The 23999-nt window shown below is 37.6% G+C and carries 23 protein-coding genes and 1 tRNA gene; 16 read left to right on the plus strand and 8 right to left on the minus strand.

Annotation, left to right across the window (positions count from 1 at the left end; all coding sequences use genetic code 11):
- Nucleotides 1–276: 276 nt before the first annotated feature.
- Entirely contained in the window at nt 277–843 is a 567-nt protein-coding gene (locus CWB66_RS04905; protein WP_077536814.1) for a PhnA domain-containing protein, read from the plus strand.
- A gap of 55 nt (nt 844–898) precedes the next feature.
- On the opposite strand, the gene CWB66_RS04910 is transcribed toward CWB66_RS04905, so the two are convergent.
- Nucleotides 899–1738 carry a 23S rRNA (adenine(2030)-N(6))-methyltransferase RlmJ gene (locus tag CWB66_RS04910; RefSeq protein ID WP_138584531.1) on the minus strand — a complete coding sequence of 280 codons (840 nt, stop codon included), beginning with the start codon at nt 1736–1738 and terminating at the stop codon, nt 899–901.
- A gap of 218 nt (nt 1739–1956) precedes the next feature.
- Between CWB66_RS04910 and CWB66_RS04915 the strand changes: the two genes are divergently transcribed.
- The 10 genes from CWB66_RS04915 to CWB66_RS04960 all read left to right on the plus strand — a co-directional run bounded on the left by CWB66_RS04915 (nt 1957) and on the right by CWB66_RS04960 (nt 9867).
- On the plus strand, nt 1957–2187 hold the full coding sequence (locus CWB66_RS04915; RefSeq protein ID WP_077536812.1) for a cell division protein ZapB: 231 nt from the start codon (nt 1957–1959) through the stop codon (nt 2185–2187).
- Nucleotides 2187–2492: a cell division protein ZapA gene (locus CWB66_RS04920; RefSeq protein ID WP_077536811.1), complete on the plus strand. Its 306-nt coding sequence runs from the start codon at nt 2187–2189 to the stop codon at nt 2490–2492. Before CWB66_RS04915 ends, CWB66_RS04920 begins: the two co-directional genes overlap by 1 nt.
- A 66-nt stretch (nt 2493–2558) precedes the next feature.
- The gene (locus tag CWB66_RS04925) at nt 2559–3581 is read left to right on the plus strand and encodes an MBL fold metallo-hydrolase (RefSeq protein WP_077536810.1); all 1023 of its coding nucleotides are present in this window, start codon (nt 2559–2561) and stop codon (nt 3579–3581) included.
- Between the two features lie 55 nt (nt 3582–3636).
- On the plus strand, nt 3637–5097 hold the full coding sequence (locus tag CWB66_RS04930; protein WP_138584546.1) for a transglycosylase SLT domain-containing protein: 1461 nt from the start codon (nt 3637–3639) through the stop codon (nt 5095–5097).
- A 65-nt stretch (nt 5098–5162) separates the two neighbouring features.
- Nucleotides 5163–5651: an FKBP-type peptidyl-prolyl cis-trans isomerase gene (locus tag CWB66_RS04935; RefSeq protein WP_077536808.1), complete on the plus strand. Its 489-nt coding sequence runs from the start codon at nt 5163–5165 to the stop codon at nt 5649–5651.
- Between the two features lie 30 nt (nt 5652–5681).
- Nucleotides 5682–6410, plus strand: coding sequence for an SDR family NAD(P)-dependent oxidoreductase (locus CWB66_RS04940; RefSeq protein WP_138584532.1), 729 nt, complete (start codon nt 5682–5684; stop codon nt 6408–6410).
- Nucleotides 6407–7246 carry an amidohydrolase family protein gene (locus CWB66_RS04945; RefSeq protein WP_138584533.1) on the plus strand — a complete coding sequence of 280 codons (840 nt, stop codon included), beginning with the start codon at nt 6407–6409 and terminating at the stop codon, nt 7244–7246. The genes CWB66_RS04940 and CWB66_RS04945 overlap by 4 nt, the downstream gene beginning before the upstream one ends.
- A gap of 47 nt (nt 7247–7293) precedes the next feature.
- A complete protein-coding gene (locus tag CWB66_RS04950; RefSeq protein ID WP_138584534.1) occupies nt 7294–8871 on the plus strand; it encodes a S41 family peptidase in 1578 nt (525 codons plus the stop codon).
- A gap of 3 nt (nt 8872–8874) precedes the next feature.
- Nucleotides 8875–9255 (plus strand): hypothetical protein, encoded by a 381-nt coding sequence (locus tag CWB66_RS04955; RefSeq protein WP_138584535.1) that lies wholly within the window; start codon nt 8875–8877, stop codon nt 9253–9255.
- A 132-nt stretch (nt 9256–9387) separates the two neighbouring features.
- Complete coding sequence (locus CWB66_RS04960; RefSeq protein ID WP_138584536.1) at nt 9388–9867, plus strand: hypothetical protein; 480 nt, start codon at nt 9388–9390, stop codon at nt 9865–9867.
- Between the two features lie 9 nt (nt 9868–9876).
- Here CWB66_RS04960 and CWB66_RS04965 read toward each other — a convergent pair whose 3' ends face one another.
- Nucleotides 9877–12417 carry a serine/threonine-protein kinase gene (locus CWB66_RS04965; RefSeq protein ID WP_138584537.1) on the minus strand — a complete coding sequence of 847 codons (2541 nt, stop codon included), beginning with the start codon at nt 12415–12417 and terminating at the stop codon, nt 9877–9879.
- 121 nt (nt 12418–12538) lie between these two features.
- Here CWB66_RS04965 and CWB66_RS04970 point away from each other — a divergent pair, with 121 nt between their 5' ends.
- Nucleotides 12539–13510 (plus strand): FHA domain-containing protein, encoded by a 972-nt coding sequence (locus CWB66_RS04970; RefSeq protein WP_138584538.1) that lies wholly within the window; start codon nt 12539–12541, stop codon nt 13508–13510.
- A 68-nt stretch (nt 13511–13578) separates the two neighbouring features.
- Here CWB66_RS04970 and CWB66_RS04975 read toward each other — a convergent pair whose 3' ends face one another.
- The 4 genes from CWB66_RS04975 to CWB66_RS04990 all read right to left on the minus strand — a co-directional run bounded on the left by CWB66_RS04975 (nt 13579) and on the right by CWB66_RS04990 (nt 16757).
- Nucleotides 13579–14754 (minus strand): mandelate racemase/muconate lactonizing enzyme family protein, encoded by a 1176-nt coding sequence (locus tag CWB66_RS04975; RefSeq protein WP_007375956.1) that lies wholly within the window; start codon nt 14752–14754, stop codon nt 13579–13581.
- A gap of 26 nt (nt 14755–14780) precedes the next feature.
- On the minus strand, nt 14781–15548 hold the full coding sequence (locus tag CWB66_RS04980; protein ID WP_007375955.1) for a class II aldolase/adducin family protein: 768 nt from the start codon (nt 15546–15548) through the stop codon (nt 14781–14783).
- Between the two features lie 164 nt (nt 15549–15712).
- Entirely contained in the window at nt 15713–16036 is a 324-nt protein-coding gene (locus tag CWB66_RS04985; protein WP_138584539.1) for a c-type cytochrome, read from the minus strand.
- Between the two features lie 181 nt (nt 16037–16217).
- Entirely contained in the window at nt 16218–16757 is a 540-nt protein-coding gene (locus CWB66_RS04990; protein ID WP_138584540.1) for a DUF2058 domain-containing protein, read from the minus strand.
- Nucleotides 16758–16955: 198 nt separating this feature from the next.
- Here CWB66_RS04990 and CWB66_RS04995 point away from each other — a divergent pair, with 198 nt between their 5' ends.
- Nucleotides 16956–18104 carry an MFS transporter gene (locus tag CWB66_RS04995; protein WP_138584541.1) on the plus strand — a complete coding sequence of 383 codons (1149 nt, stop codon included), beginning with the start codon at nt 16956–16958 and terminating at the stop codon, nt 18102–18104.
- Here the strand turns inward: CWB66_RS04995 and CWB66_RS05000 are convergent.
- Both CWB66_RS05000 and CWB66_RS05005 read right to left on the minus strand, forming a co-directional pair.
- Complete coding sequence (locus CWB66_RS05000; protein WP_138584542.1) at nt 18071–18571, minus strand: prolyl-tRNA synthetase associated domain-containing protein; 501 nt, start codon at nt 18569–18571, stop codon at nt 18071–18073. The genes CWB66_RS04995 and CWB66_RS05000 overlap by 34 nt on opposite strands.
- Before the next feature lies 1 nt (nt 18572).
- Nucleotides 18573–18968 (minus strand): hypothetical protein, encoded by a 396-nt coding sequence (locus CWB66_RS05005; protein ID WP_138584543.1) that lies wholly within the window; start codon nt 18966–18968, stop codon nt 18573–18575.
- A 165-nt stretch (nt 18969–19133) separates the two neighbouring features.
- Between CWB66_RS05005 and CWB66_RS05010 the strand changes: the two genes are divergently transcribed.
- From CWB66_RS05010 to CWB66_RS05020, 3 genes are all read left to right on the plus strand, one after another.
- Nucleotides 19134–19209: transfer RNA gene (locus CWB66_RS05010), tRNA-Ala, on the plus strand.
- A gap of 159 nt (nt 19210–19368) precedes the next feature.
- Complete coding sequence (locus CWB66_RS05015) at nt 19369–20631, plus strand: ABC transporter substrate-binding protein (protein WP_138584544.1); 1263 nt, start codon at nt 19369–19371, stop codon at nt 20629–20631.
- Nucleotides 20631–23843 carry an ATP-binding protein gene (locus CWB66_RS05020; RefSeq protein ID WP_138584545.1) on the plus strand — a complete coding sequence of 1071 codons (3213 nt, stop codon included), beginning with the start codon at nt 20631–20633 and terminating at the stop codon, nt 23841–23843. Before CWB66_RS05015 ends, CWB66_RS05020 begins: the two co-directional genes overlap by 1 nt.
- Nucleotides 23844–23999: the final 156 nt, after the last annotated feature.

Below are 23999 nucleotides of genomic sequence, written 5' to 3' on the forward strand. Positions count from 1 at the left end.
TAGGAGTGTTTATTTGCTTTAATTATTCATATATTTATGAAGGATAATATTATGATACATATTTGTTCTATATAAATAATTTTTAACGTAGTTAGTGAGTTATTTAATACGCTAGAATGATCATGTTTTTAATAAAATTAGTATAATTACGCAGGTCCATATTAAAAATTCGCTTGTTGCACACTATAACCATACAAAATGAAGGGGCATATAACACAAAGCGACTCTGCTGAGGTATAATACATAAAAATGTTAACTCACTGAAAAAGAGCCTCCATGAGTATTGAAAAAGCCTTAATTGAACGCAGTAATAACCAATGTGAATTGTGTGCCGCAACTGATCATCTAGCTGTTTACGAAGTTCCTCCTGTAACAGACACTCACTCAGATAGATGCATTTACACATGCCAAACATGTAAAGATCAAATCGAAAACAGTAGCGAATTAACACCAACACACTGGCATTGCTTAAACGACAGTATGTGGAGCCAAACGCCTGCAGTACAAGTTGTCGCTTATAGAATGCTTTCGCGCTTAGCACCAGACAATGGCTGGGCGCAAGACGCACTAGACATGATTTACCTTGAAGAAGACACGCTTACTTGGGCTAAAAAAGCACTTGCAGAAGATGACGATGTTAAACATGTTGATAGCAATGGCGTAGTACTTCAAGCGGGTGATACTGTGACACTTATTAAAGATTTAGATGTTAAAGGTAGCAGTCTTACCGCCAAACGTGGAACCGCTGTACGTAACATTGGTTTGACAAGTAACCCTGAGCATATTGAAGGCCGTGTTGACGGCCAGCGTATTGTTATTTTAACTAAATTCGTTAAAAAATAAGACAAAAAAAAGCGCTGTAAATACAGCGCTTTTTATAAGCTAAAGTGATAAAAACCTACTCATCAACGAGCTGTTCGCTACGATAAAAACCACTTGGTTTACTCAATAAACTCATTAACTCTGGTAACACTTCATCCATAGTATGTTTTAACTTCCAAGGCGGATTAATGACTATCATGCCAGATGCCGTCATGCCATGCACATCAGTATCTTCTTCAGTGCCTAGTTCAAACAATTGAATGTTTCGCATGCCGGAATCTATTAACCCTTGTTCCATATTATTAATGCGCTCTCTATCTACTACTGGGTACCAAATCATATAAGTGCCGGTAGAAAAACGTTGATATGCTTTAATTAAAGTCGCCACAACTGTTTCATAATCATCTTTAATTTCATAAGGAGGGTCAATCAATACACACGCTCGACGAGATGCTGGAGGTAATAATCCCACTAATCCTGCAAAACCATTTTCACCACGCACACGAATCGATCGTTTACCTTGCATGTTTTCTTCTAGTAACAATAGATCTCGCGGATGAAGTTCAAAAAACCAGCCTTTATCTTGGCGGCGTAAAAAATGTTCAGCTATTTTTGGCGAACCTGGGTAGAACTCCAGTGCATCCGTTTCGTTAAATGATTTAATTAACTCAATGTAATCATTCAGTGCTGCGTGCTTACTTGTATGTTGCCATAGCTTTTGAATACCATCTTGATATTCTTGTGTTTTTTGTGCATCAGCTGCAGCTAATTCAAAAAAACCAGCACCCGAATGCGTGTCTATATAATCAAGCGGCTTATCTTTAAGCGTTTGATAGCCTAGCACCTGTGCTAATACTAAATGTTTGAGTACATCAGCAGGATTACCAGCATGAAATGAGTGTCTGTAACTAAGCATTGTTTATTTTCGCCATACGCTATTTAATAAAAAACAGTGAACCATAAGCTCTATACTTTGGCAACTGAGAGTGAACCATTTCTGAATGAAAAAGCACATACGCTGAATTATCCCTTAACGAAGAAGAAAAATCAGCTAAAACCGCCGTAAATGCTGGCAAATCAACACACTTTGCTTTACATTTGCATGACATTAATTACAGTTATATGAGCGCCTTTATGAACAACAATACTCTTCAACAACTCGAACAACTGATCGATTCCTTAATTGATCGTAACAATCAATTACAAACAGATGTTTCTAACTTAAAAGATCAAAATAGTAAACTCATTGACGAGAATGAACTATTACAGTTGGAAGCTCTTGAAAACGAAGAAAAACAAAAAGATGCGAGCACTACGTTATCGGGTCTTCTAGACAAGTTACAAAGCGCACAACAGGCTAACTAATGTCTGAGCTGCAAAACCAGCGGGTCACTGTTGAGTTGCTAGGTAAAGAGCAGCAATTTGCTTGTCCCGAAGGACAAGAAGATGCATTAATAGCAGCAGCTAAAAATCTAAATGACTTAGTTGATAAAATGAAAAAACGCTCAACAGTCAGAAGCGATCAAAAAGCCTTACTTATGGCTGCGCTTAACTTAAGCCATGAATTGCTAGAAGCAAATACACAGGCTACGGTTGAGCAGCAACAACAAGACCAACTTATTGATAAATTGAGTCAATATTTGGCAAGTGACCCTAAACATCAAAAATAAAAAGCGCACACTGCGCTTTTTGTTTATTATAAGAGCAATTAAAATAATATAGCGTTGAGAGATTAAATGAAGTTAATTAATTCCAATAGAATCACTTCATGTAAGCACTTACTACTAGCATATATTTTGCTCTTTTTAGCCCCTCTATCCCATGCAGCAGTTAGTTGGGAAACAATTAATGCCAATATTCAATTTTTAAAACAAGAAAATAAACTGCGCTTTTACGACTCAAATCAAGTGTTAATTGAGGGCAAAAAATGCGCGCTACTTGTAGATGCAAGCGGAAATTTTGCTGGTGTAGAGCAATTAGTTAATGATTTAAAAAAACGCCTCAAAACCCCTTTATGTTATTTAGTTGCTACGCATTACCATGATGATCACTTACTTGGCATGGCAGTGATGCAGCACTTTTATCCTGACGCAAAACTAATTGTTCATCAACAAGTCAATGATAACTTTAGTGTGTATCAAAAAGCATTTACTAATCAGCTTGATAATTATGAAAAAAGTATAGAACTCAGCTACCAACGCTTAGCCAATATTGCTAAAGAAGATCAACCACAGTGGCGAGAGAAATTAGAGTTAGCAAAAAAGCGACTATTTCGCTGGCGAGAATATCAACTTAATGCCCCTCAAATTGCTATCAATAAGAGCAAAACGCTCGATTTAGGCGGTTTTGAGCTAACGCTTAATGCGCATGCAGCACATACCAATGGCGATTTAACCATTAGTACTAACGGTGGCAGTGTTTTAATTGGAGGTGATGCTGTAGATTGGCTCCCTTATCCAGGTCATGGTGAACTCAATAGCTGGCAAGCACTTCTTAAACAATATATAAACGATTCAAAGATCACCTTAATTATCCCAGGCCACGGTGGTACGCTTAATAGAGCTCAGCTTAAGCAGCCTTTATCATTTTTAACAGCCATTACTAAACATGTAAAAAATAATAAAGACCAGACTGTAGAAAAACTGATGCTGTCGTTCCCTGAATCAGTTATGAAACCTTATACAGAAGAGGCACTTAACAAAAAATCGAGTAACCTATTTTTACAAACTGGACTAACCCGCGCTAAAAACACTAAATAACTCAACACAACGGATTGTGTTAAAATGATAAAAGGAATGTATAAAAGTGATCACTATGCGCAGCTTGGTTTTATTTTGTTTAAGTCTATTTTTATTTGGTTGCGGGAGTACAGAGCCTGAGCTACAAGACGCTCCAAAAATACTTACCCACCATGAGGCTGATTACCAATCTGAAAATGAATTACAAAAAAAACAAATCAGTTCTAAACTAGCACCATCGCCACTTAAACAAACTGATATTAAAAAGCGTCAAACTCAAGTAACTGACTTATGGGTACATGTTGCGAATAATCTGCATTTCAAAATTCAGAAAAACGTTGCGTTAAATAAACGCATTAACTGGTATTTAAAACAGCCAAATTATTTACGCACAGTAAATAAGCGCGCCGCTCCCTATTTTTATCACATTGTTAAAAAGGTTGAAAAAAAAGGCTTACCCATGGAGCTCGCGTTACTGCCATTTGTTGAAAGCGGCTTTAGGCCCACAATCGTATCATCGCAACAAGCTGTAGGCATATGGCAGCTAGTAGCTGCAACGGCACATCACTTTGGTGTAAAATCAGATCAATGGTATGACGGTCGTCAAGATGTACTTGCTTCAACCGATGCAGCGCTTGATTACTTAAGCTACTTACACAAACGTTTTGATGGTAATTGGTTACATGCCCTTGCTGCTTACAACACTGGCGAAGGTCGCGTTAAACGCGCAATCGAAAAAAACAAAAAACGCGGTAAAAGCACCGATTACTGGTCACTCAGTCTGCCAAAAGAAACCGCCGACTACGTACCCAAACTACTTGCATTGAGCTACCTAGTTAAACACCCACAAAAACCACTCAAGCGCCCAAAATTAGCTTATAAACCATTGACTACACAAATGGATGTCGGTCAACAATTTGATTTTTCGGTGATCGCTAAACTTTCAGGTGTAGGTTCAAAAAAATTACATGCGCTCAATCAAGGCTATTTAAAAAATCAAAGCTCACCCAATGGCCCGCACACTTTACTTCTCCCTATCAGACAAGAAGCACTTTTAAAAAGCCAATTTTTTAGGGCTAATTTTGCAGGTGAATACATAGTAATAAAAAACGATACACTTTATAGCATTGCAAGGCGTTTCGACATGTCGGTCATCGCCTTAAAACAGCTTAATAATAAACAAACAAACTTAATTAGTGTTGGTGAAAAGCTCTTAGTTGGGCAACCAAAAACGCTTCCAAAATCCCTTACGGTTGACTATAAAATAAGTCCCTACCTTGAACATAAAGAATTGGTTATTCCCACTATAGAAATAAACTATGAGGTAAAACAAGGTGATAATCTATGGGAAATCAGCCAGCTGTATGATGTAGCTCATAGTGATTTAGCTAAATGGAATAAACTCTCTGCATCGAGTGTATTAAAACCTGGTACGCAACTCGTGATGTTTATACCCCAAGCAAAAAAACCTAAAGCAATACCAATAAAAAAGAATTTACTATTAGATCTACAAAAAACACTAAATCAACCACGTTAAGTTTATAAACAACTCTATTTCGCGTAAAATCACCTCCTAACATAGTAAAATTTAAAGAGACAAGCATGCAAATTAGTAAAAATTCAGCGGTTGAATTTCATTACACCCTTAGCGAAGCGGGTGAGCAAGTAGAAACGAGTACAAACGACGCACCGCTTACTTATATTCATGGCAGCGAAGGCATGCTTCCTGGTTTAGAAAAAGCCCTTGAAGGAAAAGCCGCTGGTGAAAAATTTAGCGTAACATTAGAGCCAAGTGAATCTTATGGCGAACGTGTTGACGACTTAATTCAACGCATTCCATTAAAGCACTTACAAGGTGATGTTAAAGTATGGAAACCTGGTATGACTGCAATGGTTACCTCTAATCAAGGTCGCCATCAGGTAACGATTGTAAAAGTAGGCCGTTTTAACGCAGACTGTGATTTAAACCACCCATTTGCTGGTAAAACACTGACATTTGCTGTTGAGGTTATTTCTGTTCGCGAAGCAACAAATGAAGAACTTTCTCATGGCCATGTTCATGCTGAAGGCGGTTGTGGTCACTCGCACTAATAAGCACTAATAAGCACTAAAGGAGCAAGTATGTCTAAAGTTGCGATTGTCACTGGCGGTACAAAAGGTATTGGCTTAGCCGTAGTAAAGCGTTTATTACACAACGGCTATGAGGTTCACAACCTTGATATAGAGCCTAGCGACAGCGGTGAATTTCATCTATGCGATGTTAGTGATGTCGCTGCCGTACGCAACTGTATAATGTCCATATGTAAACAAACACAACGTGTTGATGTACTTGTTTCCAACGCAGGAAAACACTTAAGCGCTAATATTGAAAGCACCGATGAGAAAACCCTCGATGCACTTTTTGCACTTAATGTGAAAGGTGCTTACGCTGCCGTACAGAGTGTACTACCTAATATGAAAGTCCAAAATAGTGGTTCTATTATATTAATTGCTTCTGATCAGGCAATTATAGGTAAGCAAAACTCGTTTGCGTATAACCTAACTAAACATGCCCTTGCTTCAATGGCAAAAACAACAGCGCTTGATTACGCCAGCTTTAATATTCGTGCAAATGCAGTATGTCCTGGCACAATAGAGACCCCACTATTTCACAATGCAATAGATGCGTACTGCGCGCAAAGTGGCGCTAACAAAGCTGAAATAGTTGCCGAAGAAGCCAGCCTTCAACCGCTAAATCGATTAGGTCAAGCTGACGAAGTTGCGGCACTTGTCAGTTTTTTAGCAAGCGACGATGCCAGCTTTATTACTGGCAGCCTACAAAGCATTGATGGTGGCTATACAGCCCAATGAGTACAAAAATAATTGACCCACATGTACACTTTTTTAATTTAAGTGAGGGTCAACATTCATGGTTACAAGGCGCTTCCCCACCAACATGGCCAAATTTAGACAAAATAAAACAGCCTGTTAGCGAAGAAGATTTAATTCAAAGCACCGATTTTAAACTTGTAGGTCTTGTGCATATTGAAGCGGGGTTTGATAATAATGCGCCAATAAATGAGTTACATTGGCTAACCACGCACTTAAAAAAAATACCTTTTAAAGCAATTAGTTTTGCGCAAATTGATCAAGAAATTGATTATTTCTCTGCTGCACTAAAAAATATTCAGCATACTCATTTAGCTGGGATTAGGGATATAACCGAAGGCAATGATGCAACCCGCTTACTCAATAAAAATTGCTTTGATAATCTAGAGTACCTAAGTCATTTAGAATTACACTTTGAGGCGCAGTTTGAGCTTGAAAATATACCAGTGACAGAAAAACTCGCTCACTACGCTAAACAGCTCCCGCAATTACAGATTGTCATTAACCATGCGGGATTACCTAACAATACTGCGCTTTGGCAACAAGCGATTAAACAACTAGCCAAGCACTGTAATATTTTTATAAAGTTTTCAGGCTTTGAGCTTTTAGCATTAAATAATCACCAACAAATTGAATGCTTTAATACAATTTTAAAACAGTTTGGCGAGCAGCGCATTATGTTTGCTAGCAACTTCCCCGTTTGCCAAATCAACACTAGCTACAACAACTTATGGCACTCTTATTCAGATTTATGCCATAGTGAAGGCACTTGGCACCAATTAAGCTACAAAAACGCTAAACATCTCTACCAAGTATAAATAAAAACCGCTATATTTACTTAACAGTATAAAAAGCGAGCCTCTACATGTTCACTCTAACTAAACTAAATATGGCAAAAACACTCCTACCTTTAACACTCGCTAGCACTTTAGTCGCGTGTGGCGGTGGAGGAAGCTCAGCCAATACAAGTACTGGTACTGGTACTGGCAAAACTACAAATAATGCCAGCTGGGTTTCCGGTACGTTTGCTAATGCAAGTCAATTTAAAGGGCAGTGCCAAGCTATTAATGAAAAAAACTGGCTGCGCTCTTGGAGTAACGAAACTTACCTGTGGTACGACGAAATTATAGATACCGACCCTGCGCTTACCAGCGCAGTAGCTGATTATTTTGAGCTGCTTAAAACGAACGAACTTACTGACTCTGGTGCTGAGAAAGATAATTTTCATTTCACTTTATCAAAAGATGAATGGGAGCGCCAAAGTCAAGCCGGCATTAGTTATGGCTATGGTTTTAATATAAAATTAATCGCTAGCAGTGCCCCACGACAAGCCGTTGTTACCTATACCGAGCCAAATACGCCAGCAAGTAGTCAAAATATAATACGTGGATTTGAGCTTGTTGAAGTCGATGGGATTGATTTTGTTAATGCAACTTCAGCTAGTGATGTTAGTACCCTTAATGCAGGCTTATTTCCAAAGCTAACAGGGAAAGTAACCGAGTTTATATTTAAAGACATCAGCACTAACGAAAATCGCACCATTACACTTACGTCCCAAAATGTAACATCCCAACCAGTGATCAATGTTCGCACAGACCTTGCCGGTGGTGATGTCGGGTATTTTCAATTTAATACTCATAACGCGATTGCCGAAGAGCAACTATATAATGCATTTAACGAACTTGCTGCGAGTAATATTAAAGATTTAGTGATTGATGTACGCTACAACGGCGGCGGTTTATTAGAATTGGCTAGTCAAGTTGCCTACATGGTTGCGGGTAACGCAAACACGCAAGGTAAATTTTTTGAACGTACAATTTTTAATGATAAAAATCCAAATACTAATCCTGTAACAGGTGAAACAATAACGCCGATGCCCTTTACTAATCAGTTTAAAGGGTTTGATAAAAACGCAAGTATTGTAAGCGGTAGCCAGCTACCTACACTAAACCTAAATCGTGTTTATGTACTTACCACCAGTAATACTTGCTCTGCAAGTGAGGCTATTATGAATGGGTTACGCGGTGCTGATATAGAGGTTATTCAAATTGGCTCTGGTACATGTGGTAAGCCCTATGGTTTTTACCCTACCAATAATTGTGATACTACTTATTTCACTATTCAATTTACTGGCCAAAATAATAAAGGTTTTGGTGAATACTCAGATGGGTTTGCACCACAAAATACGGTTGATAACGCCCGTCAACCCGTGCGTATTGAAGGCTGCGCCGTTGCAGATGATTTTACCAAGCAACTAGGTAGTGCGGATGAAAGACTGCTTAGAACAGCATTAGAGTATCGCACCTCCGGCAGCTGCCCTGCACCAAGCTCAATAAACAGCATGCGCGGTTTTGCATCATCTACTGATACCCCTGAGGTAAAAGATACGCGAATTCAAACTATGCTTGAACAAAACATCATTCTTCGCGATAACATGAGATAAACTATGAAAATACGTTCATTAATAGTCACGATTATTACAGCGATTGCACTATCTGGATGCTCAGCACAAAGCTCAGAGTCGACACCTAAGCTGCAACATGCATTATTAGTAGAGCCTAATAGTGCCGCTGTCGCCGAAGTTATCGCCCTGCTACTTCATAGTCCGCATGTACAATTGGCTGATGACGTATTTCTAACAAGCAGTACGGTGACACTTGATAGACTTAATCAAAAAGATGCTTTGGGTAACCCTATTATGGGCAAGCAGCTCAACATGCCCGATCAATTTGAGCTAATGATTAAAGATGGACAATGTTTTGTGCGCCACCTTGATAGCAAGGCAACCAAAGCGCTAAATGGCGCTAATTGTCGAGTAAACAATTAGTTTACTCTGTGGCAGTGATATACAAAAAAGCGCTACGCTCACTGAAGTATATGCTTTACAGATAACCGCAGCTTACTTAAGCTGCAAAAGTAACTACAATGATATTTATTAACCCTAAAACAGGATATTAAAATGAGTAATCTTAGCTTTCGAGTTATTCCTAAAGAAGATGGACAATGGGACATTTCTAGCCCAACGGGCGGAGATAGTGAAAATATTTGTATTGATTATAAAGAACTAAAGGCAGGGCAAGCCGTCAATTTATATTATGAATTGGCTGATTGCCCAGAATGGGAATTTGCTGAAAATGGCACGTATTTCTCTGATGCCAAAGATAATTTTAATTATCAATTAACAAGTATAGTAGCAAATGGCGGTCAATCACTTATTGTGTCTATTTCAAGCATTATTCCTGCTCACGCATTACCTGCTGAGCTGGCAACAAAACTTGCTGACAATCCAGATGAAGCTATTTCTGGCCTGCTAAGTGAGAGTGCGGATTATGAAGTAAACTTCCGCCTTGTAGCAAAAAACAATGCTAATTCTGAATCAAAAATGCGTTATTTTTCTCAAGATCCGCGCGTAATCCTTCAAGATATGGAACCGCACTAGCAAGCTAATCTATGTACAGAGGAAGTTATAATTCTCTTTACCTAAGAGTGTTTTAAATTGACTCTCTGTACATAACGGTTTAAACCAAATAAGCCGATAGAACACAGGGCTCCAGCCTTTTTTGATACCTTGTTCTATCGATGCAACCGCTGAATACTTTTCTCCTAAAATAGTTTGAACCATAGCTTTTACAAAATAAACTTCACTTAATTCAGAGTTTTGATTTAAAGCCCGATCAATGCTAATCATCGCCTCTTGGCTTTTACCTAAATGAACTTGCGCTTGCGCTTTTTCTAATAAGAGTTCAACAACTTGTGTATCATCAGCAATCCCTTTATCTATGTTTTTATAAATATCAAAAGCCTGATCCTTTTTACCTAACATAAATAAAATATCGGCCAAGTTAAGCTGTTGTGTACTATTTTTAGACGAAAGTTCCACAGCCTTTTGCGCATAATATAACGCTTCTGTAAGCTCCCCTTTTAAAGACAACACAATAGAGTAATTTGAATATGTTGATGAGATAGCTGTCGAATCCGTAATTAATCGCTGATAATTTATTTCTGCTTTAACTAAATCCCCGGATAGCAGCGAAATATCAGCCAGTGTTTGCAAAGTAATAAAATCATTAGGCGTATATGAAAGTACTTTAGATAAGTACTGTGATGCTTTTTGATTGTTACCTTTAATTAAGTAAGCAATTGCTAAATTTCGGGTTGCGACAAGTGTCGGTCTTATTTTATAAGCAAGCTTTGCATGAGTTAATGAACGCTCTAGCTCGCCACTTCTTTTATAATAAATAGCTAGCAAAGTTTGCTTTTGAAACTCTTCAATATCTGAACTTTGAATTTTTTCGATTACTATATCAGTGTTATATTCATCTTTAACATGTTGATAAATTTCTAATAAATCAATTAAATAAGCTGGGCTGTCATGATAAGCGCTCGGAAGCGTATCTAATGTCATTTTTAATTTTTTTATCACTTCAGGGTTGAGTGTTTCATCATAATGACGCATTACAATTTTACGATATAGTGGATATAAAGGTGTAAATTCAGGGCTATGTAATATTAAATCCTCTATGTCTGCAATTAAAGAAAGAGTATTACGGGAGTTAGTTGAAACAACGTTGACCAAGCTTACATAACGCTCTAAAAATTCACGCTCTTTTTTTAATGCTTGTTTAGTCGCAATATCACCCGTATAGAGTTTTTCGATGAAGCTGCTTGTTACATTATAAATACCCATGTAATTCTCAGTATCACTCGCGCTTCTTTCAGCACGAACTAAAGTGCCACTTTTACCATCAAGTAAACTTAAATTAATATCACACGACAATGGAGTACAATCCAAATGAGTAGTAAGTAACTGATCCGCATTAAGCGCTTTGCCTAAAATAGGCAAACTTAAATTGTCTCCTAATAACTTTTGAGTTTGTCGAATTTCGATCTGAGAAATTAACGCATAACCTGAGGTATCTAATAAATATTGTCTAATAGCATCATTAATTGCCAGATTGAGCACTTGCTTTTGAGAATCTAATAGCTTAGTTTTTTTGCTAAACTCAATGGGGAGTACTGCAACGTAAGTTTTAGGTTTATTTGCCTGCCAATACCAAATACTCGCTGAAAAAAAGCCAATAGCAATACACGATAATAATGTAAAAACAGTAAATTCTTTCCATTTTTTCTGTTTGCTTGCTAACTGAATATCCGCCAGAGAAATCGTCTCGCTATTATTATTTAGCAACATCATGATATGCTTCAACTCTTCAATAACTTCAGCACTCGATGCAGGACGTTGCTTTACATGATATGAAAGAAGACGATTTATCAATAATCCTAATGGTTCAGGAATATCCGCAATAGCACAAGCATCAGCACGGCAGCGACTATTTTTTATTTGCTCTGCAATTGATTTATTAGAAGGTGTGGACGATTGCTCCATGTATGGATGTTGGTTAGCAAAAAGTTGGTAAGCAATTAGCCCCAATGAAAACAAGTCACTTCTAAAATCTAACGGCTGCTCGTTTAATTGCTCTGGCGACATAGCAGTTAAACTACCAAAACTACTGTTTTCTTGAGCTTGAAAAGTGTCTTTTATTTGTGAAATACCAAAATCAGCAATTTTAGCTGAGCCACTTTCATTAACCAATACGTTAGCTGCTTTGAGGTCAAGGTGTAAAATATTTTGTTGATGAATTGCAAATAGTCCTTGAGTTATATCAAGTAGCAACTCAAGTTTTTTTGGTAATGTAAGATTTTTTTGTTTAATTAAGCATTCAAGCGTTGTGCCTTTGACATATTCCATCTCTAGAATCAATTGCTCGTCATGTTGAATAGTTTTATAAATTTGCACTATGTTTGGATGATTAAAGCACGCTAATAATTTAGCCTCCAACAAGGTTTTATCAGATATAGGAGATGATAAGTCAATGACCTTGAGCGCCACTTGTCGATCTAATTTTAAATCAATGCCAAGGTATACTTTACTCATACCACCTTGCGCCAAAGGATGTAGCTCTCGGTAATGATCTTCGAGTTTAAACACACTGCTCCCGATTATTAAAATTATGTTAACCATTAGTTTAACTTCAAAGGTCAAATAATTGCAATCTATTGATATTATTTAACTATAATAAAGAATAACAACTGGAAATAAATGATTAATTATGGCCATTTTAAAACACACTAAATCGCAAAAAAACTTATATTTACGTGCCTTTCATCGCTTTGGTAGATTAGCGCATTCTGTAGATACTTTTCTTGATTTCCCTGAAGTCACACGTATCCATGCCGTAATTGAGTGGCTTAATGAGCAATGGTATATCAATGATTTAAGTAAAAATGGGGTCTGGTTAAACGACATTAAAATCGCTACAAACCAAAATACACTTTTAAAACAAGGCGATAAACTCAGTTTTTCACAAATCAATAATTTGGTGTATCACGTTACTTCGGTAGAGCCACCACGAGATTTACTGTTTCCGGTAAGTGAGTCACAAGAGCAAATCATATACCTAGAGCAATACCACTTTTTACCTAATAATAAGCATCCTGAAGTTATTTTGCATTTCGATTCACAGCAGCACTGCTGGTATTATGAAGACATGCATGAACACTTACAACAACCAATTAATGATGGTCAAGATTTGCGTGTTGGCAACAATGTATGGCGTTTATTTCTAGCTGGCGCAGCCACCCAAGAAAAAACCGTCGAGCTAAAAGCACAGCCAAGTAATAACTTGGAATTTATTTTTAACCTCAGTCTTGACGAAGAGTTAGCCGAGCTTAAAATTAAAAGTCAGACAGCACTACTCGATTTTGATGTTCGCTCACATCACTATCTCACCCTGCTATTAGCGCGTTATAAACTACAAGATATTCAAAATGGCTTTGAAGCAGATACACAAGGGTGGGTACAAGTTAAAAAGCTAGCTAAGGATTTAGGGATCAGTGAAGCGCATGTAAATATTCAAATTCATCGCGCACGCAAACAATTTGTTGAGCTATTAAATAATGAAATAATACCCAGCGCATTAATAGAAAGAAAACGCGGTAAAGTTCGCTTTGGCGGTAAGTTATTTACCATTTATAAAGGCAAAAAAATAGAATCTTCTAATTTAGAAAACACTATTGAATAAATAACAATTAGCCAACAGCCCCGCAACCAATGTACATTGGCTGCGGGGCTTTATTATACTTGGCTGAACTATTTTATTTCTACGCGTTGAGAGCGCATAACAATCTCGTCATTTAGCTCAATACCTAACCCTGGCTCTTCTGATACTTCAAAGAAGCCGTTTTTAGGCTGTGGATCTTGCAAACATAACTCGCGGTTCCATTTTTTAATCGCATAAGTATGGTGCTCATGAATTAAAAAGTTAGGTATCGCTGTTTCTAAATGCAGTGATGCTGCGGTTGCAACAGGGCCGCCACATACGTGAGCTTGAATTCGCACATCAAAAATATCAGCGTAATCACACACTTTTTTAGTTTCGGTAAAACCACCGCACAAACCAATATCTGGCTGTAGAACATCAATACTTTGATCTTCTAAATATGGGCGCACTCCCCAGCGGTTATACAGACGTTCGCCACCAGCAATAGGCACATTAACTTTATCTGCTACTTTTGCGTGTAATGAGTGGTTTAGGTAGTTAACTGGCTCTTCAAAGTACATACAGTCAAATTCTTCTGCAATTTCACCCAACTGAATGGCTGTTGTCACGCCTGGTAAACTGTGGCATTCAAAAATAATATCCACTTCATCGCCTACTGCTTCGCGAATAGCTTGCATGCGCGCACGGTATAACTTCATTTCAGTACGTGAGATTATTTTTGTACGATCGTAATAAGTATTGCCGTCTTTATCGTACTGAATTGGATCTACTTTAACTGCATCATAGCCTTCGGCCATCGCTTTCAAAGCAGCTTCTGCATATTCTTGCGGCTGTACTAGCGCTTTAAATTCGCTATCCCAGTCAAACTGTAATTGCGATGCGTATGTACGTAGTTTGTCGTTAACTTTACCGCCTAATAATTGATATACAGGTAAACCAAGCGCTTTACCTTTTATATCCCAAAGTGCGGTATCAATTGCGCTCATTGCAGCATATACAACTGGTCCGCCGCCTAAACCCCAAAAGCTCTCACGTAACATACGTGACCATAGTTTTTCTGTTTGAAAAGGGTCGTGGCCGATTAAAAAGGCGTCGGCCATTTCTTTAATCATAGCAGCGGCTGCACTGTGGCCTAAATCGTAAGCAAGGCCTGCCTCGCCAACACCACTAATACCTTCGTCAGTATGAATACGTACAAATACAGGTGTCCAAGAAGGCCTATCAGGACAGTGAATATCAAATACTTCAACGCGATTTACTTTCATTAAAATTCCTTATTAACCGCTATGGGTTATTTTGCAAAACTAGAGTCAAGTCGGTACGCTTTACGCAACATTGCAGGCCACGCAAGTTGCCCGCCCGTGCTGCCACTGTGTACTACGTTTGCTTGATTATAAATATTGTCGATTATAGGTTGCGGCACTTCTATAACCTCTTGCGAGCTTGATTGTAGCGCTAGTTGTATTTCACACGCTCGCTGTAAATCATAAAAGCGCATAAACGCATCGCCTACCGTTGGGCCTACCGTTAAGCCACCGTGGTTTACCAATAACATATGGTTAGTGCTGCCCAAATCATCTTGCAGTACTTTTCGTTCATCGTCGTTTACTGCAAGCCCTTCGTAGCCATGATAAGAAAGCGATGGCAGTGAAAACATTGAATATTGGCTAAGTGGTAACAAACCATTTTTTTGTGTAGCGACTGCGATTGTTTCTTTAGTATGAAGGTGAATAACACAATGAGCGTCTTCGCGTACCTCGTGAATCGCACTGTGAATAGTAAAACCAGCTGGATTAATACTAAATGGCGTATCGTCAATAATGTTGCCGTCTAAGTCGACCTTCACTAAATTAGAGGCAGTTACTTCATCAAAGGTTAAACCAAAGGCATTCACTAAGTAGTGGTCGGTGCCAGGCAAACGTGCTGATAAATGCGTATAGATTAAATCCCCCCAACGAAAGTGCTCTACCAGTCTATAACATGCGGCTAAATCAACACGAAGTTGCCACTCTTGTGCTGATACTTTATTTTTTAAATCAAGTTGAGGTAAATCAAACATAATAAGCCTTTTAAAACGTACATTATCAATCTGTACGAACAGATGTTTAGAAGTCTAAAGCAGTCTCTATTTTATAGCAAACACCAAACAAAACAGCCACACTATTGTGTGGCTGTTTATAAAGCTAAAATACCAATTGCATTCAAATGGTATAACTGCGTAAATTATTTTACGTTAGCGAGGTAATCTGCAATTGCGTCAAACTCTTCATCTGTTACCGTTGCAACCATTGCTTTCATGGCCATGGTCATACCGTTGTTACGTGCACCTGATTTAATGTCTTTCATTTGTGCAACTAAATAGTCTTTATTTTGACCATTTAGTTTTGGGTACATACCCATAATTGGTGCTTTACCTTCAGCGCCATGGCAGGTTTGACAATTTTTAGCTGTATAAAGTGCAGCGCCATCAGCGGCAGCTGCATTAAACGAGAAGCTTGCGGCTAAACTAATACCCGCGCCTAGTAGTAGTGTTTTCATCTTGCTCATTGTATTTACTCTTCTTTTTTAACGGTTAGAAAAAACTGTTCTATTGATTGTAGTAAACAATCAAATAAAAAGCATACGTACGAAACGACGCTAGACGATCAACTTAACCAAACTGCTAACTCGTTCCTACTCATTTTTATATACCTTAGCAAATAAAAATGAGCTTACCCTTAATAGCTTATTACCAAACTATATCATCGGGTACTTCAAAATCTGCGTATGGATCGTCTTCGTCTTTTGGTTTGTTTTCTGGCTCTACATGAAAAACAATATACTTTTCGTCAACTTCAGCCACTTTGCGTGCTGGTTCGTCGTCTAAAACGTAAAATTGCCCTTCGAGTACACATATAGCTAAACGACCACCCGATAACGCTTTTTGCGTTTTTTCGTTTACGTCGATATTTTTTACTTTATTTTGATAAGTAAAATTAAATGTGCGCTCACCACGAATAGCATCTTGGTTATGATGCTCTAAAATTTGCTTAACCCGTGCTTCTTGCTCGCGCTGCTTTAAATCACCTTGACGTGCTTGATTGAGCTCTTCAGCCTTTTTTTGCTGCTCTAGCTTAGTTTGTTGAATATGCTTTTGCAGATCACTTGGGTTACTTGTAGCCCCTTTCTTTTGCTTTTTTTGTTGCTTACGTTTTTCTGATTTAGCAACTTTAGCATTATGCGATGTTGTTAATCCTGCTTGAAGCAATTGGTCTTGTAATGAACCCATGGCTTTGTTCCACTAAAAACTAATATTAAGGTTATTTTAATCACCAACGAGTGCAAATAACAGCGCTATCGACATTAATCTAGCAAACTAGTTAAAACAAACCATGATGTAGCGCAAAATTAGTGGTTTTAATTATCAATTAAAGGCAATTTTTAATACACTACTGTACAGTCAATAAGCAAATGTATAAGCCATATAATGCGTTTACCTCATCTACTCGTTTGCTCGGTATTTATCTTTTTTGTGCTTTATGCACCACAACCTCTACTCAGCCTTTTTGCGAACGAATTTAGTGTAGCCCCTGCAGTAGCCGGCAGCCTGATGACTGCAACTATGCTACCTTTAGCTATTGCACCGCTGGTTTATGGTGTACTTTTAGCAAAACATAACCCGCTGCTCATATTGCGTATTGCAATGGTTTTTTTAGGCCTAAGTTGTCTACTTTTCATTTATGTACCTAGCTTTGAGCTTTTATTGTTAGTTAGGTTTTTGCAAGGCTTAACACTTCCTGCGGCTTTAACTGCAATGACTAGCTATATAGGTATGAGCTATCGCGCTGATGCACTTCAAAAAAATATGACCCTTTATATAGGTAGCAGTATTATTGGGGGTTACTTTGGCCGCGTACTTGCCGCTTTGTTTAGCGATTTATGGCATTGGCAGAGCTTTTATTATGTTATAGCCTTTATGCTTATTTTTTTAGCTTTAACAATTAAACACTCTCGCTTTACAAATCCATCAACAAAGTCACAGCTTTTACCACTAGATTACATTAAACAACTAAAAGAAGGCGCTGTACTTAAAGTATATGGTGCCGTTTTTTGTATGTTTTTTTGCTTTGCCGCACTACTTAATTATTTACCATTTATATTGCAAAATACGTTTTTAATCACAAATACTCGCGATATTGGCTTGGTTTACAGTGGTTACCTAGTTGGTGCCCTCGCCTCTATTGCTGCGCCTTGGTTACTTAAAAAAGCCCCTTCAGCTTGGCACCTTTTAGCCGCTGTATTTAGCTTTTATAGTGTGAGTATTATTTTATTAATGAGCCACCAGCTTAGCTTGTTTTTAATCGCATTCACTTTATTTTGTGGGGCAATGTTTGTAATTCACTCAACCGCAGCGCCGCTTGTTAATAAAATAAGCAAAGCGCCACCTAGTGTAACCAATGGCGGATATGTATCGTTTTATTACAGTGGTGGCGCATTGGGTTCGTTATTACCCGGTGTGGTGTACCAACATTATGGGCAAACAGCGTTTATGCTTACTCTACTTACTGTTTGCTTATGTGGTTTATCGTTAATTGTGTGGGCTTATCTTGAGGGCAAAAATACAACGCGAGGCTGATGCTTTGTGTGATTAAAAAATATTTCTAAATCTGATTTATTAAGCAACCACGTTTGGGTGTTTTCAAACGGATGACAATGAAACAAATCTCCATGCCAAATATCTTGATCAACCCATAAGCTCACTTGATTTTGCTTATCATTTAAAAGTGCCAACATTGAGACACACCCAGGTGTCACTTTTAAAAACCTTGCTAGTCGTTCACTTGATGCAAATCCTAAACGCGAAAGGCCCTGTTGCTTTGAAAGTGTTTTTAAATCCAGCTGCTTGTTATGCGCTGTAATCACTAAAAAATGTTGCTTACCTTCGTTATCACGTAAAAATAAATTTTTCAGTCGCGTACCAGGCCGCTTAACCATAAACTCATCAGCCGCTAAGCTTGTGTGTAACGGCGGGTGCTCGATTACATCATAGGCAATATGTAAGTGCGCTAGAATCGTCGCTAACATTGTTTTATCTGCTAACATATTACAAACAACGCCCTCTGAGCAGTACACTTAAGTCTCGCCACAATACTTCGCTTACTTCGTGTTTATTATCACAATACTGCCGTATTTTTAGCTCTTGGTTTAATAACTTAACAGCTTGATCCTCTAACTCCAGCTTTAAAACACTCGACTCTTCAAAATGTTCTTGCTCAATATATTTTTTAATTTCACTACGGCTTGGTCTATTATTCGGGCCACGATCGAGTTCAAAGTTATCGCGGTGTTTTGCTCTTACCGAAACCACATAAGCAAACAACTTATTCCCTTGATCATCCTGTTTTTCGTGAAATTGTTTATTATTTATTTCAAAAGATGGTTCATCACTTGAAACGCAACCGGCGAGTAAAACCATGAACATTAGCGCGCATTTTTTCATTATTTTTATCGTTTTAGTTTTAAATTAAGCCAAGTCTATCAAAAATTGACGTAAACAGTGAAAATAGTAAAAAAAATACTTGACCAAATTTATAAAAAAACTTAAAGTTCGTCCCGCTTGAAACTCAGCAGTCAAGCTTTTATGTAATACATAAAATAGGAATGTGGGGCTATAGCTCAGCTGGGAGAGCGCCTGCCTTGCACGCAGGAGGTCAGCAGTTCGATCCTGCTTAGCTCCACCACTTTCCTACCCTTTCTATAACATTCAAATTACCTATATTTTATAGCATAATCCATTAAACTTTATCCTACTCTCATTTATAATTCGCCTATTTTAACTTGAGTCTTTACAAGTTCTTAGCTATACATAATGTCACATGCATTAAGACTTTAGGCTTGAAATGGACACCCCTAAACGCTCAACACTAAAAAAACTTGCAACTCTAGGATTAGCAGCCGGTGTAATTACACATGCTCCTTATGTTTTTGCTCGCAAAAAAATAACATTAAGAGTGCTTGGTACTCATGTAACTTTGCAAGAGGCTATTCGCAAACAAGCAATGAGTGACTTAGGTATTGATATACAGTTTTCTCCTGCTGGCAGTGCTGCTGTCTTGCAAAAAGCCTCTATGGATCCCAGCTCATTCGATTTATATGAGCAGTGGTCTAACAGTATTAATATACTGTGGAATGCAGGCTCCATTCAGCCTATAGAAAAAAAACGACTGACTCACTTTGATGAAATAAACCCACTGACCAAAACTGGACGCCTAACGCCCAATGCCAATATTGGTGCTGGGGATGCGCCTTATAAATTATTAAATGTGCAAGCAGATGGAACATTAAGCACACAAGAAAGCGACCACATCAGCTTTTTACCCTATGTACATAATGTTGACTCTTTTGGCTATAACACACAATTCATAAAACCTGGCATTGCTTACGAAACAGAAAGTTGGAGTTGGCTACTAGACAGTACCAATAAAGGCAAAGTAGGCATTGTAAATGCGCCCGCTATTGGCTTATTCGATCTTGCATTAGCAGCTCAAAGCAAAGGGCTTATTACCTTTGACAATATAGGCGCGATGACTCGAGCTGAGCTAGATAAGCTATTTAGTATTTTACTTGATTTTAAACGCCAAGGTCATTTTAGTGGTTATTGGAACTCAGTTCCCGAGTCCGTCGAGTTTATGAAAAGTGAACGAGTACACATAGAAAGCATGTTTTCACCAGCTGTCTCAACGCTAAATGGGCAAGGTGTAAATGTACGTTTTGCAGCGCCAAAAGAAGGCTATAGAGGCTGGCATGGCGTTATGTGCTTATCATCACAAACACAAGATAGTGCAAAAGATGCAGCTTACGATTATATGAATTGGTGGTTATCTGGTTGGCCCGGCGCTTTTATTGCTCGCCAAGGCTATTATATTAGTAATCCTCAACGTTCAAAACCCTTACTGTCGCCTCATGAGTGGGATTACTGGTACGACGGTAAAGCTGCAAAAGCTAATTTATTAGATACCAATGGAAAAATAGCAGTAAAAATGGGAGAACAACGCAATGGCGGCAGTTACCTTAAACGTTTTAGCAATGTTGCGGTATGGAATACAGTGATGCCAACATACGACTATAGTTTACAAAAATGGTATGAGTTGATTAGTCGCTAATGAAAATGCATTCAATAAAATCAAAAATAGTTTTAGCTGCATGCCTCCTTACTAGCTTATTACTTTTACAAAGCTACTTATTTAATTACTCACAAAAATCGTTACTTAACACGCAAAAAATACAACACAGTGCCCTCATGCAAAGTGAAAACGTCACTGACTTAGAAAATGATGTAGTGTCGCTCCAAGGCCAAGCTATTGCCTATGTGAACCATGCGAATGAAAACACCATAGAAAAATTTAATTTTTATTTAAAAAAAGCCAATCTTAGTTTAAGTAAATTAAACATGAATGCCTCATCACACACCTCATCATATCAAGAAGAGCTAAAGCGCTTAAAAGAGTACCTCAATAATTATCAGGAAACATTTAGCCAAGTTGTTATTAATAGAACAAAGCGTGAGCAGCTCTACATAACACAATTTAAACAACCTATTGCAGAGCTAAAAGCACACATTATTAGCTTAGACACTTCAACAAAAAATGAAAAAAAAGCATTCTATACAAATATTTTACTCACCATAAGTAATTTGGAACATGCAACAGTCAGTTATCTTTATAAGCCAAATTTTGATAACGCACAAAATGTTAAGCAAAACCTTGAGCATTTGCACCTTAAATTATCAAGCATATCAAAAGAAAGTAACTCACTTATAAGTCATACCACTCAATTAAAACAAGCATATAATCAGCTTGTATTACTCACACGTAGCTATACTTTTTCTATTAATGTTGTACTAACGGGTATTGAAAATGAACTGCTTTACTTAGCTAATCAAATTAAAGATGCAGAAAAAAGCAAATTAGATGAAGCTGAAAAATCACTCAGTTCACACTTAATCACCAATGCCGAGCAAGCAAACTTATTGGCCGTGTTAATTACCGTTATTCTCATTGTGGTGAGCTATTTTATTTTTAATAAAGTTATTAAGCCCATCACCCAGCTTACCGCTTTGCTAAATGATATGAATAACGAAAAACCGGTCATTCTAGATTATGAAAGCAATAACCAAAGTGAAATAGCCTCAGCCATAAAGGCGGCGAATGCGTTATATACCAAAAATAAACAAACGAAAGAGCTGCTCATCGAAACTCAAGGCTTGAACATACAGATGGAAGCCATGAATAAAGAACTCACTATTGCCATAACACAAGCTGAAAAAGCCAATCAAATAAAAGGCGATTTTGTTGCAAACATGAGCCATGAACTGCGTACTCCGATGAATGGAGTTTTAGGCATGTTACAGCTACTTAAAGATAGTTCCCTCCCTACAAAGCAACAACATTATGCCGACAAGGCCTTTTCTAGTGCGCACAATTTACTTCATATTTTGAATAATATTTTAGACTTTTCTAAACTTGACTCAGAAGAAGTAAAAATAGAAAGTATTCCATTCACACTCGACTCCATTGTTAATAACACCGCTAATTTATTTCAAGATACAGCGAACCAAAAAGGCTTAGCACTCGAATTTAATTTACATGCAGACCCTCATTTAGAACTAATTGGTGATCCTTTCTACTTAAACCAAATAATAAATAACTGTGTTGGGAATGCGATAAAGTTTACCGACCACGGGAAAATACAACTTATTATAGAAACTATTTCTCAGCAAAAAAACATTATAAATCTACGATTTTGCATTAAGGATACTGGAGTCGGAATAAAGCAGGAGCAACTTGAAAAAGTGTTTAATTCTTTTTATCAGGGTGATGCTTCAACCACCCGTAAATACGGTGGTACAGGGCTTGGTTTAACAATAAGTCAGCAGTTTGCAAAAGTACTTGGCGGATATATACAAGTCAGAAGCGAGATGAATAAAGGCAGTGAGTTTTATTTTACTTTGCCATTTACATTACCACCTCAGCATAAATCAAAAAAACGCGCTTTATTAATTGCCCCTAAAAAAGAACAAGTAACCAAGCTGATAACATTGTTAAGCGATATAAATATAACCCCTGAAACAACTAAAGAGCCACTACGCGCACTTGCTAAAATATCTCAACCTAACTCGCCCTTTGATATTGTTATTTTATCATTAACCCAGGATGAAGCAAAAAGCAGTATTATTTTACATAAACTAATTGAGAGCAGTCAGGCATTTGAACACGCTCTAAAAATAATTGTGATCATTACTGATACAGAGCAGCCTACTCTACAAGAGATACATAAAGATGTGCATGTTATAGCTAAACACTACAATGATTCTGATATTTTAAAGTTACTTGCTCCACAAAAAACGATAACAATCGCTAAAAATAAAACTTTCAATAAATTTAAAGGCTGCAAAGCATTAATAGTTGATGACAACCCATTAAACGTTGAAATTACAACCGCCATGCTGAAAAAGCTAGAGGTGGATAGTGTTGCTGCACTAAATGGACTAGAAGCGATTGAATGCATAAAAAAAGAGACATTCAACATTATTCTTATGGATATCCAAATGCCTGTGATGGACGGTATTTCAGCCACAAAAAAATTAAGAGAAAGCGGCGAAACACTACCAATAATAGCATTAACAGCGGCGGTATTACCTGAAGATGAAAAAGCAGCTATAACAGCTGGTATGAATGACTTTTTAGCAAAACCACTTATTTTTGATACATTTTATGAGGTTATAAATAAACACCTATCAACAAATAAAGAGCAATCGCTTATCAATGTTTCGTTAGCGCTTAAAAATTTGGAGGGCAATGAACGTTTATTTAATAAACTGCTTATACAATTTTCTACTGATTACGAGGACTTTATAACAAAGTGCCAAGAATTTTTAGACGCTAATAACAATATAGATCTGGTGCGTCATATTCATACGATAAAAGGCCTAGCAGGAACTTTAGGATTAGAAAGCCTAGAACACAACGCTAAAAAAATTGAATCACAGATTAAAAATAAAGACGTTATTTCATTTACACAATTTAGTAAGCAGCTCGCCATTACTTTTCAAGCAATAGAGCAATACCTATTAACCCAACAAATCCATAGTGATAATAGTTTGGATACCAATACGGCTCTAAATGATGTAATAGAAGAGATATATGAATTAGCTATTAATGCCAAGCCTATTCCTAATAGCTTACTGAGCAATTTAGACAACTTACCATTTGAACCACCTCACCCTATTCTTGGCCTTAAATCAGCTATTAATCACTTTAACTATCAATTAGTAATAGAGCTAATAATCAAGTTTAGAGAAAGGGATTTAAACTAGGGCGTGTTGATCTTTGTGGATTGAAATTTGTTCAATCTAGGGGCGATTTAATCGCGGCGCGAGGTTTGTAACCTAGTGGGCTAAGTAAAAACCGAGCAACAAAGAGTTAATCGTCCCTAGAAAGAACCCAAAGGGCAGCGCATGTTTGGCATTTAT

The organism is Pseudoalteromonas sp. S558, from assembly GCF_005886635.1.
Lineage (GTDB): Bacteria > Pseudomonadota > Gammaproteobacteria > Enterobacterales > Alteromonadaceae > Pseudoalteromonas > Pseudoalteromonas aliena.